The sequence below is a fragment of the Ochrobactrum sp. MYb379 genome, from assembly GCF_037479515.1.
GTDB lineage: Bacteria > Pseudomonadota > Alphaproteobacteria > Rhizobiales > Rhizobiaceae > Brucella.
This window is the reverse complement of the sequence record NZ_JBBGYW010000001.1, coordinates 614,178-629,701: the sequence shown is the minus strand read 5'-3', so window position 1 is coordinate 629,701 and position 15,524 is coordinate 614,178. Positions and strand designations below refer to the sequence as shown.

The window sequence follows — 15,524 nt, the reverse complement described above, 5'->3', positions numbered from 1 at the left end:
TGTTTTGTTTTGGTACATTTGAATTATTTTTCCTAAGCAGCAGAACTCAGAAAAAATTATATTAAAAATTGGAACCCTATTCAGATCTCTACGTTCAACTAATGGAACAAGATGAACAAAGGAGATGATTATGCTTAGAACAACACTGCTGACAACGACATGTGCGCTGCTGATTAGTGGTTCGGCTTTTGCCCAGACAGCGTCTCCCGCACCGACTGAAGCTGCACCTGCCGCCGCAGAGCTTCCAGTTTCTTCCCAGAATATGTTTGGTAGCCCCCCAGCTGCAGAATCTGAAAAGATTGGTTTTGTAGAAGCAAAAGATGGCCAGCTGCTCGTTTCAAGTTTCATCGGACAGACCGTCTATGAAAGTGATGCAGCCGATGCAGCCTCTGTCGGTAATCTCAATGATCTGATCGTTAGCCCCGATGGTGAAGTTCAGGCCGCAGTTATCGGTGTTGGTGGTTTCCTGGGCGTTGGCCAGAAGGATGTGGCTGTTAGCCCCGATCAGTTGCAGCTTGCAACACGCAGTGACGGTAAGAAATGGCTCGTCATCAAAGCCACCAAGGATCAGCTAACCGAGGCACCTGCCTTTGATCGCTCGGTGCTGTTTGTTGATGGTGTTGCTGATCCTGCCGCAGCGGGAGAGACAAATGCTCCAGCCACGGATGCGCCAGCGGCTGACCCGGCCTCACCAGCGCCAATGGCTGATCCAGCCCCGGCACCGGCCGCACCTGCTGCGCCTGCCCAATAATGCGAAATACTCGTTGTATCGCGAACAAAGTCCCGGCCACTGGCCGGGATTTTCTTTGAAATGAGGCCGAAAGGTTGATTTCAGCGGTTCAGACACGTAGGACTCTTGAAAATCACCAAGCTATTCGGGAAAATATATTGTCGGAATTTTTTATTGCCCATCCTTGGGCGCAGACTGTTGCCGCCCTTACAGGTCTTTTCCTTGCGGCCTTTGTGGCAAATTTTCTCATTAAAGCCATATTGCTCAAAATTCTGGACCGGATTGTTCAGAAGACTGCTTTTGGTCAAGATGAAGAACTCAAGCAACATGGCGTGATTGCGCATCTGGCGAATATTGTTCCGGCGCTGATCATTGCGACGGGCATTGTGGCTGTGCCTGAACTTCCAGAGACCGCATTAAAAGTTATCAGCAATGTTGCCATTGCATTTATCATTCTGACGTTGGCCTTTACAGTCAGTGCGGCGCTCAGCGTTGTCGATACGCTTTATAGTCGCCGTGAAGAGTCCAAAGATCGTCCGATCAAGGGCTATGTACAGGTCAGCAAGCTCGTGATTTACCTCGTCGCGGTGGTGCTGATCATTGCAACGCTTCTAGATCGCTCGCCTGTGATCCTGCTGTCTGGTGTTGGCGCCATGGCTGCCGTGCTTATTCTGGTTTTTCAGGATACGCTGCTCTCACTCGTTGCCAGTATGCAGATTGCCTCATCCAACATGGTGCGTGTCGGCGACTGGATCGAGATGAAAAACCTTGATGCCAATGGCGATGTGGTTGAGATCGCGCTCTATACGGTCAAGGTTCAGAATTTCGACAAGACGATCACCACAATCCCGATCCGCAAACTCATCACCGAACCGATGAAAAACTATCGCGGAATGCAGCAATCGGGTGGCCGTCGCATCAAGCGCGCACTTTTCATCGATCAGGCAACAATCCGCTTTCTAAGCGAAGATGAGTTACAAAGCCTTGCCTCCATTGATCAACTGACGGGCTATCTTTCGAAGAAAGAAAAGGAAATCGCTGACTGGAATGCTAAGCTTGGCGATAAGGCAAAAAACCCGGTCAATACGCGCCGGTTTACAAATATTGGCACGTTCCGCGCCTATGTCGAAACCTATCTGCGGAATCACCCTAACGTTCACAAGGGCATGACGCTTCTCGTGCGCCAGATGGACCCGACACCAGATGGTTTGCCGCTGGAGGTCTATTGTTTCACCAACACAACCGTTTGGGCCTCTTATGAGCAGATCCAGTCCGATATTTTCGACCATCTCTATGCAGTAATGCCAGAGTTTGGTCTCTATCCATTTCAGAATCCAAGCGGTGGCGATTTCCGTAAGCTCAATCTTGTGGACCTCACTCTGCCTGCTGCAAAGCCTGAATGATTGCCGCCTGAAGTTGAGGAACCTTATATCCAGTGCGTGATGGTGTAAGGCCAAGCCGAACAATCGCCAAATTCATCGATGGAACAATGATCATGCTTTGACCATCGTGACCCGACATCCAGAAGGCATCTGCCGGAATGCCTTCTGTTCCGGCTTTAACACCTGCGGCTTGCAGCCAAGTCTGTGCTGACCCGTACCAGCCGTCAGAGGCTTTGGACGGCGCTTGCATCAGGCGAATGAAATCTTCACTTAGAAGCTGTTTGTCGCCGACTTTACCGTCATCGAGAATAAGGCGCGCGATAGACAGCCAGTCGTGTGCATTCGCATAAAGGTAAGATGAGCCAACAGGAACGCCGCTAGCATCAACTTCGAGCGTGGCGCTCGCAATACCCAATGGCTCAAAAAGCGCGCTTTGCGCGTAGGTGAGCGCTTGTTCGGGTGTATCAAAGCTTTCCATATAAAGTTTCGACAAAATGTTGGCTGTACCGCTGGAATAGTTGAATTTTGTGCCAGGTTGCGCTTCGAGCTGCAACGATTCTGCAAATTCGGTCATATTGTTTTCGAGAAACAGCATACGCGTCACATCGGTGACGCTGCCATAATCCTCATCAAATTTGAGCCCGCTTTCCATCGCCAACAAATCAGCAAGCCTGATCTTTGAACGGTCGTCGCTCTCCCATTCCGCTAAGAGATGATCGCGCTGCAAATCCATCTTGCCTTCGGCAATACGCATTCCAATCAGCGTAGCCATAACCGATTTGGTCATCGACCAGCCAAGCAAGGGGGTATTTGCATCGAAGCCTAGTCCATAAGTTTCAGCGATGATCTGGCCGTCTTTCAACACGCCAATCGCGCGCATCCCCGGCCCTGCCAGTGTCGGGTTTTCGATAATGCTTTGTATTGCCGGATTGATATTCACATCGGCAATGAGAGCTGCTGCATCCATAGGCTGGTTCAATGAAGGGCGTAAATCGACGTCGTGCACATTGGCGCAGCCAAGCCCCGGGCGATAAACGGCCTTGCTCGGTGCAAAGAAACCAAAAATATGGGCGGTAACTGTCTCGCTGGCATTATCGACTGAAACATCGACAAATTTCAGTAAAGGATGACCGGGGGCCTGCACATCAAGTGCGAGCACCTCTTGCGGATCACGATTGGCCAGAAAGACATTCGAGCAGACGATCTTGGCAGCATAGCCGCTGCCAACTTTAAGAAGTTCGGGCGGACGAAAACCAAGCCATAAGACGACAGCCAGAATAGCAAGAAGGAGAATGGAACCGGTAACTTTTAAAAAGCGCATCGCATTTCCTCTTTGATATTAACGTGACTAACTGCCTTTCGCGAGCCAGTTATCTATGCCATTCGCTGCTGCTAAGCCCGTTGCAAAACACGCGGTCAGAAGATAGCCGCCAGTTGGTGCTTCCCAGTCGATCATCTCGCCAGCGACAAACGCACCAGGCAATTTGGTAAGCATGTAATGCTCGTCGAGCTCTCGCCATTCTATCCCACCTGCCGAGGATATCGCCTCTTCAATCGGACGCGGACGGACGAGCGGAATTTTCAATGCCTTGATAGTCTGTGCCAGCTTGGCAGTATCTTTCTCACGCTGGAATTCCAACATGAGAGCTGCCTTGACGCCCGTTAACCCCGCGCCTTTTCGCAATAAATTACTGATACTTAGCTTGCTGTCTTGTCGGTTAATATCATGTGTTAGCCGTTCAAGGCTTCGCCCAGGCGCGAGATCAAGAATGAGGTCTGCATGGCCATTTTGTTGCAGCGCATCGCGCAAAGCGCTTGAATGCGCATAGACAAGACTGCCTTCCACACCGCCGCGTGTGATCACGAATTCACCCTGCGTTACACCTGCCTCGCTGGTGATGGTCACAGACTTGACCGGCTCGCCTGCGAAACGCTCGGCGAAAAAATCGCTCCAATTTACATCAAAGCCGCAATTGGCCGGACGCATCGGAGCGGACAAAATGCCCTGCTCGGTGAATGGTTCGATCCATGCACCGTTAGAGCCCAGCTTTGGCCAGCTAGCACCGCCAAAGGCAAACAGTGCTGCGTCACAGGTTATTGCTTCTATACCTGAGGGCGTTTCGATGATCAGCTTGCCATTCTCAAAACCTGTCCATTTATGGCGAATCAGAATTTTGACACCCTGTGCTTCCAGTCGCTTTATCCATGCGCGTAAAAGCGGCGATGCTTTCATGGCTTTTGGAAAGACGCGACCGGATGAACCGACGAAGGTTTGCGCACCCAGCGCATCTGCCCAATCGCGCAAATTTTGCGGCGTGAAGTGTTCTAAGGCAGACCGGAGATGCCGATTACTCGCACCATAGCGCTGCGCAAATTGTGCGAAATCTTCGGAATGGGTGATGTTGAGGCCGGACTTTCCGGCAAGCATAAATTTGCGCCCGACGGTGGGCATTTGCTCGTAAACGCTGACGGAGTGCCCAATTGCCGACAAATGTTCGGCGGCAAAAAGCCCGGCTGGCCCGCCGCCGAAAATCGCGATTTCACGCTTACGCATGATTTTCTGCCCTGCATTCTGGCATCAATCTTCTTTCTCCAGCATTTCTTTAACAGAAGTTGCTAACTGTTTGAGAGAGAAAGGTTTTGGCAGGAAGCCAAATTTGGCATCTGCTGGAAGATTGCGTGCAAATGCGTCTTCTGCGTAACCCGAAACGAAGATGAACTTGATGTCTGGATGGGTCTTGCGGAGTTCGCGCAATAAAGTTGGCCCATCCATTTCAGGCATCACAACATCCGAGACAATAATGTCCACCTGACCATTGAGTTCTTCCAGAACCTCAAGCGCTTCAACGCCGGATGCCGCTTCATGTACGGTGTAGCCACGCGACTGCAATGCACGCACGCCGCCCATACGCACCGCATCTTCGTCTTCAACCAAAAGCACAGTTGCAGATCCAGAAAGGTCGGTTGCTTTTTCGACCTTCTTTTCTTTGACCGCTACAGGTGCATTGTCTGCCCCCTGTTCTTCAACGTGGCGCGGCAGGAAGATTTTGAAGGTTGTGCCTTTGCCAACTTCGGAATCGCAGTAGATGAAGCCGCCGGTCTGCTTGATGATGCCATAGACCATAGACAAGCCAAGCCCAGTGCCCTTGCCGACTTCCTTTGTGGTGAAAAACGGCTCGAAGATTTTTTCAAGAACGTCAGCAGGAATACCAGTTCCGCTGTCTTCGACTTCAAAGACAACGTAATCGGCTTCAGGTAGCTCACGATAATTGAGCTTGGCCGCTTCCGACGCTTTGACATTGCGTGTGCGTAGCGTGATTTCGCCACCATCTGGCATGGCATCACGTGCGTTGACAGCAAGATTGACGGCGACTTGCTCAAACTGACCAAGATCAGCCTTCACTGGCCAGACATCGCGTCCATGTTCGATCTTGAGACTAATATCCTTGCCCACCAGACGCGCCAGCAGCATACGCAGATCGGCCAGAACATCGGTCAGATCCAGAACCTCTGGACGAAGTGTCTGACGGCGCGAGAATGCCAGCAACTGCCGCACGAGTGATGCAGCACGGTTGGCATTCTGCTTGATGTTCATGACATCCGGGAACGACGGATCAGAAGCGCGGTAATTGCTTAACAACAGGTCCGACGACATGATGATCGCGGTTAATACGTTGTTGAAGTCATGCGCGATACCACCAGCCAGCTGGCCAACTGCCTGCATCTTCTGGCTTTGCGCCATCTGATTTTCGAGCGCTTTCTGCTCAGTGGTTTCCACCGCAGAAATGATCGCCGCTTCTTCGCTGGTTTCACGAAGATCGGTAACAGCACTCATATAAAAACGGATATGGCGGTCTTCGTTGCCAGGAAGCACTGTATCAACCGGCGAAATACTTGCCTGACCTGCGAAAGCTGCAGCAAGCGCCTTATTGAAGGTTTCGCGATCGCGTTCATGCACAACGTTTTCGAGTTTCACACGATTATCGACGGCATCGCGATCAACCACAGGTGCAAAAATATCGAGGAAACGCGCATTGGTGCGCAGCGTATGGCCTTCGGCATCAACGGCAGCAATGGCCATAGGAGCGGAGTTGAAGAAGCGGGTGAAGCGCACTTCGGCGGAACGAAGAGCGGCGGACGAATCTTCGCCCTCTGCGCGATCCAAAACGATGGTCCGGCTTGTGCCGCGCGTACCATCGCGGGCAGCCTGTACGCGGTGATAAAAACGTACAGCAAGGCTCTGACCATTGCGCTTGATAAGATCAAGATCGATCACGGTGTTGCGGCTGGTGCCCGGCTCTGCTTTGACGGCCTTAATAAGAGCCATGCCACTGCCCGCAACAATGTCTTTCAACGTGAGCGAGCCCGGCGTGAATTGCGTCAGGTCAACGCCAAGCCATTCGGCAAGCGTCGCATTCAGATAGATAATGCGGCCCGAAGGATCAGCTGAGAAAAAGCCTGCAGGCGCATGGTCAAGATGATTAATTGCTTCCTGTAATTCTTGAAAGAAGCGCTCCTGTTCGGCGCGTTCATCCGAAATGTCTGCGATCTGCCAAGCGACGAGCTGACCTTTATAGTCCTGTCCGCCATCAACAGGGCGTGCTTTGATGCGATACCAGACCGGAGATGCAGAGCCGTGGCTGTCACGTGAAAGGCCGCCGGAAATGCGCACTTCTTCTTGCGCGGATAGGCCATCGCGCACCGCATTTGTCAGGCGATAGATTGCGTCGGACGCAGCTGGCTCGCTTGTGAGAATATTATCGAGCGAGCGCACACCATCAGCAGCAGCGACACCTGTCATGCCGGCATAAGCATTATTTGCATAAACAATTTGGCCGCGCGCATCCGAAATCACAGTGCCTTCTGGCATCGTATCCATAAAACGATGCTCAAGATCTCGCCCGCCATGACGCTGACTGAACTCAATGAGACCTGTTGCAGCGCCAAAAAGATAGAACACGCCGATCATCGACAGAATGCCCATCAGAACGATAGCAAACCCATCGCCAAGCTGATCGCGGAACACGAAATAGACGAGTGCCGCAACCGTCAGCACAATGCCGATGACGAGCAGCCGTAAAGCTGAACTTGAGCCACGCTTCGGCATGACGAGCGGTTTCGGATAATTATTGTCCGTCGGTCGCGACATCAGGCCCACTGCCCTTTCATGCTGTTTAGCTGAACTACAAGGGCCGCAAATCGTCCCGCTGCTGTTTGTTTCAGCTTACGCGCTATCTTATTCATCAAGCAAAACCAATCACGTTCCCTGCTTCGTTTTCCAGCTTTATATCTTCTGCCAGATTTTGACGCATATTGCAGGGTATATACGATTCGCAGAATGCGTTAATCGCCTGACAGCACAAGCTTGCAGGCCTTAAAACAGCGTGAGATGGCGTGTTTTGCACTGTTTTGGCTGGGGATCATATGTTTCAGCCAAATGGATGGAACATTCCCAAGTGAGACAAATTGAATTAGTGTTGCACGAGAAATGTGTTGTCCTGTGATTTGAAGCGCGGGGAATTGTAGTTTCCGTCACGGACATTATTGGTTTTAGTATGAGAGGGTTACCCGCATGAAAGAATGGCTCAGCGGTCTTGTTGGGGAAAGTGCTGCAAACATTATCGGCTTTATCCTCATTTTTGCGATCATTCTTGGCGGAATTTTCGTTGTTCTGAGCATTATCCGGCGGTTCAGTGGCGGTGGTTTTTCCACAAACGGTCGAACAGGCCGTCAGCCACGGCTCTCAGTCATGGATGCAGCAGCCGTTGACGGGCGCCGTAAGCTGGTTCTGATCCGCCGCGATGATGTCGAGCATCTTTTGCTGATCGGTGGCCCGACCGATGTTGTCGTTGAGCAAAACATCGTCATGGAAGCCCGAGCAAATCCACGTTTGCAGCCTTCGCGTATTGAGCCGGAACATATTGAGCGGTTTCGTCAGCATGAAGCCAGTGTCACATCGGATATTGCGGAGCGTCCAGCACTTGCTCAGCCTGTCGCTCAAGTGGTCGAAAAAGACGAAGCCATTCAGCTCAACTCTCCAATTGAGCCTGTTGCCCAGCGTAAACCTGAGCCAGTTCAACAGATTGCTCCTGAAGCCCAGCAGTTTCGTGCACCTCCACGCCCGCCGGTAGCACCGCCTGTAACTCCAGTTACATCGCAGGCTCCGAAAAAAGTTGAAGCACCAGCGGTCGCTGCTCCAGCGCGTCCACAGCCGCCTCGCCCAGCTCCTAATTATCCGCCGCAGCCGCGCACAGTTCTTCCAGCTGCGCATCCGTCTGAGCAGCCGCAGTCACCTCGCTTGCACCCGGCTTATCCGCTAAGTCAGGTATCGCGCGGTGTTTTGAGCTCTACATCTGCGGCCAGTGCTGCTGCAGCTGCAAGCGTTGCAGCTGCCAACCTTGGTAATGTCACGCCAGCCAATGAACAGACGACGAACCCGCAGGCTGTTGCACCTGAAGTGAGCCCAGTTGCTGATATTGCGCCTGCGTTTAGATCAGAACCAGAGCCGATTGTAGCAACAGCAAAAGAAGAGCCTGTTGTCGTGATTGCTTCAGAGCCTGAACCACAGTTTGAAGATGATCTGGGTGATATTGGCGGCGCACTGCATGATGCCATCATGGCTGATCTTGCGACAGATGGTGTCGATATTGCAGGCAATAAAGAACCGGAAATGCTCGAAATAGATATTTTTGAAGAAGAGCTGCTTGGTTCGCTCGATATTTCTCCTAGAGGCAGCAAGCCAGATGACAGCATCGAAGACGAAATGGAAAAACTGCTCGGTGAACTCACCAGCGATGAAACCCGTAAGTTCTAATTAAATACATAATCTAAAAAGGGCGTCAGCAGAAATGCTGACGCCCTTTTTTGTTTGAGTTATAAGGCAAAGAAAAAAGGCTGCGAAAACGCAGCCTTATAAATTTCTGTTCGACTGAAATAAATCAATCGTCGCGATAAACCTTTTCGCGGCGCTCGTGGCGCTCTTGTGCTTCAATGGAAAGCGTTGCGATTGGTCGTGCATCCAGCCGTTTCAAACTGATTGGATCGCCGGTCTCCTCACAAAAACCGTAGGTCCCCTCGTCAATACGGCCAATGGCTGAATCGATTTTGGAAATCAGTTTGCGCTGTCTGTCACGAGCGCGAAGTTCAATGGCCCGATCCGTTTCGGAGGATGCCCTATCCGCCAGGTCCGGGTGGTTTGCATTTTCCTGCTGTAGCGCGTCGAGAGTTTCGCGCGCTTCGCGCAGAATATCATTCCTCCATGCAATAAGCTTTCCACGGAAGTAAGACTTCTGCCGTTCATTCATGAACGGCTCGTCTTCAGTGGGCCTATAGTCAAGGTCGATCAATTCACTCATTCTGAATTACCCCACATCTAGGAGACGCGTGCGGTATATAAGTCGATCACATCAATGACACAACATTAAACACACGCTGCTTGCTATTTTTTAGTTCATCAAAATTATGTGATTATGATGAAATTATAAGCAACTAAAATGAAAAATTTAAATTATTCGATTTTGTTTTTTGTAAAACGCTTCAAATAGGCAGTCTTGCAACTTTTTACGAAACATAATTACCGCATAAGGACAATCCTCAATCAATGCTATGCCCAATATTGCAGCAAAACTACCTGTGCATATTTATTCTTTTCATAGAAAAAGCGGCTGAAATTGAAATCCGTATCCCTATTTTGAAGCAATTGTGGCATGAAATGTATTCGATCCTCCTCAAAATGCCTATGGGAGTCCGCTATGAGTCGTCTGTTTCTTCTTCGCCATGCCAAGGCAATCTGGCCAAAACCCGCCATGAAGGACTTTGACAGATCACTGGATGAAGAAGGCATAGCTTCACTGGATGGACTGGCAAAAGTAATGAAATCATCCGGCTCACTGCCGGACAGGATTGTGCTGTCGGCCTCTTGCCGGACTCGCGAAACAGCATTCGGTTTAGTCGAACGACTTGAGATCGATGTTGAAACGATTATTGATCAGACGATCTATAGCGGCGGGGCTGCTGAATATTTACAGGCTATCAAGAACAACTCCGGGTCAGAGCAATTAATGCTGGTTGGGCATAATCCTAGCATTGAGGATCTCGCGCTAGCGCTTGCGGGCGACGGAGATACACAAAGCATAGCGCGGCTTGAGGCAGGTTTTCCCACCGCTGCACTCGCAACATTCAAATTTGATGGACCGTTATCAGGGATTGCGCAGAAGCAGGGTTTTCTTGAAAGTTTTGTTGTCCCGCGCTGACTGCGCATTACAGCGATATTGCTGGCACCTTGTTGATATGCCTCATAAGTTCCTATCTATGGCTTTGACAGGACGTAATTTCTACGAGGGCACAATTGGTAAAACTGACCAGTTTCGGCGATGAAGCACGGATCGCACTCGACACGCTGACAGATCGGGCGACCGGCTTGATGTCTCCTTCGCTAAGGCTTGGTGTCACTGGTCTGTCCCGCGCGGGCAAAACCGTTTTCATCACGGCTCTGGTGCACAATATGGTGCATGGCGGTCGTTTGCCCCTGTTCGAAGCTTATAAATCCGGGCGCATATCGCGCTCGCAGCTTGAGCCGCAGCCAGACGATGCAGTTCCACGTTTTCAATATGAAGAACATCTTTCAGCGCTGCTTGATGAGCGGATCTGGCCGGATTCAACGCGCGCGATATCGCAGCTTCGCCTGACAATTGAATATGAAACGGCATCGGCATGGGGGCGCTGGCTCTCACCCGGACGGCTTTCTGTCGATATTGTCGATTATCCGGGCGAATGGCTTCTCGACCTGCCCCTGCTTGGCAAAACTTATCGAGAGTTCAGTGCCGATTCCTTTGCCCTTGCCAATGAGCCAACACACAAGGATCTGGCACTTGCGTGGCTTGCCGACGCGCACGCGATCACGCCTTCGCATAATGCCGATGAACTGACGGCGCAGCGGTTAGCTAAGAGTTTTACTGCCTATTTGCGTGCCGGTAAGGCCGATGAGCGTGCATTATCGACGCTTCCTCCGGGGCGCTTCCTGATGCCCGGTGATCTGGACGGTTCACCTGCCCTCACATTCGCGCCATTGCCTGATCTGAAGCCGGAAGATTTCAAAACCGGCAGTCTGGCTGCAATGATGGAGCGCCGTTACGAAGCCTATAAAACGCATGTCGTAAAGCCGTTTTTCCGCGAGCATATTGCAAGGCTTGATCGCCAGATTATCCTGATTGACGCAATGCAGGCCATGAATGCCGGTGGTGCGGTGGTTGCTGATCTCGAACGCGCAATTACCGATATTCTTTCCTGCTTCCGTCCGGGCCGTGCCAATCTGCTGACGGGGCTTATTCAGCGCCGCATTGGTCGTATTTTGGTGGCCGCCACCAAGGCAGATCACCTGCATCATGAAAGCCATGACCGTCTGCAAGCAATTGTTCGCCGTCTGGTCGAACGCGCCATTGAACGGGCGGATTTTTCCGGGGCCGACATTGAAGTTCTTGCTATGGCCGCTGTTCGCGCTACTCGCGAAGCAACTGTTAAAGAAGGCAAAGATACGCTGCCCGTTATCATCGGAACGCCGCTGAAAGGCGAGCGGATCGACGGTGAAATCTTTGATGGTGAAACAGAAACGGCTATATTTCCCGGTGATTTACCAAAGAACCCTAATGTAATATTCGAGCCATCGCTTTCGAATGATGATCCTGCCATCCGTTTTGTTCGTTTTCGCCCTCCACGTCTCGAGCGAACGGCTGAAGGCATCACGCTTTCGCTGCCGCATATCCGGCTTGATCGGGCATTGCAGTTTTTGATTGGAGATCGTCTGGCATGAGTGAGCAGCCTCCACGCAAACCAGCGGCCTTTATTGTTCAGCAACCTGCGGAAAAGGTTGCAGCGGCAGAAACACCTCGCCGCCCACGCGCCGTTACCGATCTTGAAAAAGTCGTACCAGACGTTGATGTTTTTGCGCTGAGTGAAGAAGAAGCTGCAGAGCTTGAGATTCTGGATCCGGCTTTTGAAGCGCCGTCACGTAGTCGCTGGTCGTTGAGCAAGGTTTTATTTGGTGCGCTGGTTATTCTTGCGTCCTTCGCCATTGGCATCTGGATTGAAGACCTCATTCAGGCACTCTTCTCCCGCGCTGACTGGTTGGGTTGGGCCGCATTTGGCGTGGCGATGGTAGCGCTTGCAGCATTTGTGGCAATTATTGCGCGCGAGTTGATGGCTCTTCGACGACTGGCTTCGGTTCAGCACTTGCGAAAGCATGCGGCTGATGCGGCTGAGCGCGATGATATGGCAGCTGCGCGTAAAGCGGTCGATGAGTTGCGCGGAATCGCGGCAAGCTTGCCGGAAACTGCACGCGGTCGGCAAATGCTTGATGGCCTGACTGATGAGATCATTGATGGTCGCAATCTCATTCGTCTTGCCGAGACTGAAATCCTGCGCCCGCTTGACCGTGAAGCACGTGCATTAATCCTCAATGCGTCAAAGCGTGTTTCGATTGTCACAGCTATCAGCCCGCGCGCACTTGTTGATATTGGCTATGTGATCTTTGAATCGGCGCGTCTCATCCGCCGACTGTCACAGCTTTATGGTGGGCGCCCCGGAACGCTTGGTTTCCTTAAGCTCGCGAGACGCGTCGTGGCGCATCTGGCCGTCACCGGCACGATTGCCATGGGGGATAGTGTCATTCAACAGCTGATCGGTCATGGGCTTGCATCGCGCCTCTCGGCAAAACTCGGCGAAGGTGTTGTTAATGGCTTGATGACTGCCCGTATAGGCATTGCCGCTATGGATGTGGTTCGGCCCTTCCCGTTTAATTCAGAGAAACGTCCCGGTGTTGGCGACTTTATTGGTGATATCGCTCGCTTAAACGGCGATAAGGCTGTAAAGCCAAAGGATCGTGGCTAAATAGCTTTTTATTCTGGGTAAACCTGTCAGCTTTAATGGCGATGAAAACGAAGCGTTAACCATTCGCGACGATTATAAGACGTGAATATAGGGTGCTCGAATCTGCGATCCTTGCACCATAAAACGCTCTGCCATTTGGTTGCGGCGTGTTTACAAATCATCTATTGGAAGCGTGCCCTTCAGGCAAAAATTCCGGGACAGAGCTGACTATGAAAAACACCATCGCTGCATGCCTCACGCTTCTGCCCGCATCGCTTTTCGTTGCGCCGTCTCTGGCCGCAGATAAGGATGAACAGTTTTTCCAGACAATCGAAGGACAGTGGTCCGGTCCGGGTGAAATTGTTGCCGGTAAATACAAAGGCACCAAATTCGTCTGCAATCTCGCTGGTACAACGCCTGATGCCGCAGTCGGCATGACACTTGATGGCACCTGCCGCGTTGGTGTTTTCTCGCAGGCGATGAAAGCAACAATCACACGCGATGGTTCAACCTATTCCGGTAAGTTTAATGATGGTGCAGAAGGCAAAGGCCTGAACGTTACGTCTGGTACGGTTTCCGGCAACAAGGTCGTTCTTGGGCTGAACCGCAAAGAACTGAACGGCGCTATGCTTGCTCGTGTTGCCGATAAGAACACGATGAATGTCACGGTTTCTGTGCGCGTTGAAAAAGAACTCGTCCCGGTAATCGGCATGAGCCTCAAGCGCGTTGATAATATCGCGGTCGGCAGTATCGCTAAAAACTAAAGCTATTTATTCTTCAAGCCACCAGCCCGCATCTGTGCGGGCTTTTTCTATGTCTGCGCTTGTGCATACAGCATTCCATTCGGAAACGCTTTTACCAGCGATTTCAAGTTCCGACGCAATATCATTGAGTGGAACCAGCACGAAGGCCCGATCCTGAATGCGCGGATGCGGCAGTTCAAGCGTCGCGTCATTCATGATGATCGCCTCGCCCGCCTTCGTTTCCATCGCCAGAATATCAATATCAATGATACGCGGTCCCCAGCGCTCAAGTCGCACGCGTTTGAGCGAACGCTCCACATCGAGACAGATTTCAATCAATTGAAGCGGTGTAAGCACGGTTTCAATTTCCGCACAGGCATTATGAAACCAAGCCTGATCCGTCTTGCCCCATGGCGGTGTGCGATAGACGTTTGAAACGGCGATGACGTTCGTATCGTCACGCGTATCAAGTAGCCTCAAGGCTTTCGCCATCGATGCAATAGGATCATCAATATTGCCGCCAAGCCCAAGCCAGGCGCGATAAGGCAATTCATTGCTCATCAGCGCGGATAAACCACCGTGACTTCAACATGGTCAAGCACGCCAGGAACCGGCGCATTTGGCTTACGAATGGTGATTTCGGCGCGTTTGATCTGCGGGAAACGTTCAGTCAAAGCTTTGCCGACATCCAGCGCAAGTGTTTCGATCAGATAACGCTGACGGCCAGTGATAATGTCCTGAATGACGGCGAAAGCGATGCCGTAGTGAACAGTGCCTTCAATATCGTCGTTTTCCAAGGATGAACCCGCATCAACATCGAGTATTGCATCGACATAGAAGCGCTGTCCTAGCTTATTTTCTTCGTCAAAGACGCCGTGATGCGCGAAGAAGGCGCAATTCATAATGCGGATAGTGTACACGGCTCTTTTCCTATTGTGAACTTGCTCTGCTTTGCAGGATAGCATCAGCAACTGCAAGAGCGTCTCTATTAAACGCGACATTATGAACGCGGAAAATGTCGGCACCTGCCAAACGCAGCGCTAACGAAGTTGCAGCAGTCCCTACATCGCGCTGCGAAGGCTCGGCCTGCCCTGTCATCGCTCCGATAAAGCGCTTCCTCGATGTTCCGATCAGCAGAGGATAACCGAAACGCTGCAATTCTTCCATGTGCGCCATCAGCGCAATGTCCTCATTCTGACTTTTGCCAAAGCCGAAACCCGGATCAAGCGTGATATTAGAAGCGTTGATGCCTGCCCTGCCCGCAATTTCGAGCGATTTGTTCAGAAAGGCGAACTGATCCGCAATCACGTCTGCATCGGTTTCCCGGTCACGGCTTGTATGCATGATGACAATCCCAGCACCTGTATCTTTCGCAACAGCTGCAATTTCCGGCTCTTTTTGCAGACCCCACACATCATTGACGATATGCGCGCCCGCTTCCACCGCAAGTAGTGCTGTTGAAGCGCGATAGGTATCAATCGAAATGATGCAGCCAAAATGCTCGGTCAGCGCACGAATGATTGGCACAACGCGTGCGGCTTCCGTTTCTGCATCGACATTTGTCGCACCCGGACGGGTTGATTCACCGCCCACGTCGATTATCCTAGCGCCTTCGTCGAGCATCGCTTTTGCAGCTGCCAGCGCATTATCCAGCTCAATATGCTTACCGCCATCGGAAAATGAATCCGGCGTGACGTTCAAAATACCCATGATGACCGATTTTGAACCCAATTGGAGGCTACGGCCATGGGCGAGCTGCCATTGTTTGATCATTCAATGATATTCCAATTGTTTATTAACGCTGCT

14 protein-coding genes are annotated in these 15,524 nt (G+C 51.5%); 7 read left to right on the top strand and 7 right to left on the bottom strand.

Annotated elements, in window-relative coordinates; translation table 11 throughout:
* The first annotated feature begins 130 nt into the window (after nt 1–130).
* Both WH356_RS03205 and WH356_RS03200 read left to right on the top strand, forming a co-directional pair.
* Nucleotides 131–751, top strand: coding sequence for a PRC-barrel domain-containing protein (locus tag WH356_RS03205; RefSeq protein ID WP_339508761.1), 621 nt, complete (start codon nt 131–133; stop codon nt 749–751).
* A gap of 137 nt (nt 752–888) precedes the next feature.
* Entirely contained in the window at nt 889–2,133 is a 1,245-nt protein-coding gene (locus tag WH356_RS03200; RefSeq protein ID WP_339508760.1) for a mechanosensitive ion channel family protein, read from the top strand.
* Here WH356_RS03200 and WH356_RS03195 read toward each other — a convergent pair.
* From WH356_RS03195 to cckA, 3 genes are read right to left on the bottom strand one after another with little or no spacing between them, the layout of a single operon-like run.
* Nucleotides 2,105–3,433 carry a serine hydrolase domain-containing protein gene (locus WH356_RS03195; RefSeq protein ID WP_339508759.1) on the bottom strand — a complete coding sequence of 443 codons (1,329 nt, stop codon included), beginning with the start codon at nt 3,431–3,433 and terminating at the stop codon, nt 2,105–2,107. The two genes, WH356_RS03200 and WH356_RS03195, sit on opposite strands and share 29 nt — an antisense overlap.
* 27 nt (nt 3,434–3,460) lie before the next feature.
* Nucleotides 3,461–4,666, bottom strand: a complete 1,206-nt coding sequence (locus WH356_RS03190) for a TIGR03862 family flavoprotein (protein WP_339508758.1) — start codon at nt 4,664–4,666, stop codon at nt 3,461–3,463.
* Between the two features lie 24 nt (nt 4,667–4,690).
* On the bottom strand, nt 4,691–7,261 hold the full coding sequence (cckA, locus tag WH356_RS03185; RefSeq protein WP_339508757.1) for a cell cycle histidine kinase CckA: 2,571 nt from the start codon (nt 7,259–7,261) through the stop codon (nt 4,691–4,693).
* Between the two features lie 423 nt (nt 7,262–7,684).
* Here cckA and WH356_RS03180 point away from each other — a divergent pair, with 423 nt between their 5' ends.
* Nucleotides 7,685–8,926, top strand: a complete 1,242-nt coding sequence (locus WH356_RS03180; RefSeq protein WP_339508756.1) for a flagellar biosynthetic protein FliO — start codon at nt 7,685–7,687, stop codon at nt 8,924–8,926.
* 124 nt (nt 8,927–9,050) lie between these two features.
* Here WH356_RS03180 and dksA read toward each other — a convergent pair whose 3' ends face one another.
* A complete protein-coding gene (gene dksA, locus WH356_RS03175) occupies nt 9,051–9,467 on the bottom strand; it encodes an RNA polymerase-binding protein DksA (RefSeq protein WP_250040726.1) in 417 nt (138 codons plus the stop codon).
* A 396-nt stretch (nt 9,468–9,863) separates the two neighbouring features.
* On the opposite strand from dksA, the gene WH356_RS03170 reads away from it, so the two are divergent.
* From WH356_RS03170 to WH356_RS03155, 4 genes are all read left to right on the top strand, one after another.
* On the top strand, nt 9,864–10,364 hold the full coding sequence (locus WH356_RS03170; RefSeq protein WP_339508755.1) for a SixA phosphatase family protein: 501 nt from the start codon (nt 9,864–9,866) through the stop codon (nt 10,362–10,364).
* Between the two features lie 95 nt (nt 10,365–10,459).
* A complete protein-coding gene (locus tag WH356_RS03165; RefSeq protein ID WP_339508754.1) occupies nt 10,460–11,920 on the top strand; it encodes a YcjX family protein in 1,461 nt (486 codons plus the stop codon).
* The gene (locus WH356_RS03160; protein ID WP_339508753.1) at nt 11,917–12,996 is read left to right on the top strand and encodes a YcjF family protein; all 1,080 of its coding nucleotides are present in this window, start codon (nt 11,917–11,919) and stop codon (nt 12,994–12,996) included. Before WH356_RS03165 ends, WH356_RS03160 begins: the two co-directional genes overlap by 4 nt.
* A 209-nt stretch (nt 12,997–13,205) precedes the next feature.
* On the top strand, nt 13,206–13,739 hold the full coding sequence (locus WH356_RS03155; protein WP_250040729.1) for a hypothetical protein: 534 nt from the start codon (nt 13,206–13,208) through the stop codon (nt 13,737–13,739).
* Between the two features lie 6 nt (nt 13,740–13,745).
* Here the strand turns inward: WH356_RS03155 and folK are convergent, their stop codons facing one another.
* The 3 genes from folK to folP are packed head-to-tail and all read right to left on the bottom strand — an operon-like array spanning nt 13,746 to nt 15,491.
* Complete coding sequence (folK, locus tag WH356_RS03150) at nt 13,746–14,279, bottom strand: 2-amino-4-hydroxy-6-hydroxymethyldihydropteridine diphosphokinase (RefSeq protein ID WP_339508752.1); 534 nt, start codon at nt 14,277–14,279, stop codon at nt 13,746–13,748.
* Complete coding sequence (folB, locus tag WH356_RS03145; RefSeq protein WP_310010102.1) at nt 14,279–14,638, bottom strand: dihydroneopterin aldolase; 360 nt, start codon at nt 14,636–14,638, stop codon at nt 14,279–14,281. Before folB ends, folK begins: the two co-directional genes overlap by 1 nt.
* A gap of 10 nt (nt 14,639–14,648) precedes the next feature.
* Nucleotides 14,649–15,491 (bottom strand): dihydropteroate synthase, encoded by an 843-nt coding sequence (gene folP / locus WH356_RS03140; RefSeq protein WP_339508751.1) that lies wholly within the window; start codon nt 15,489–15,491, stop codon nt 14,649–14,651.
* Nucleotides 15,492–15,524 lie beyond the last annotated feature (33 nt).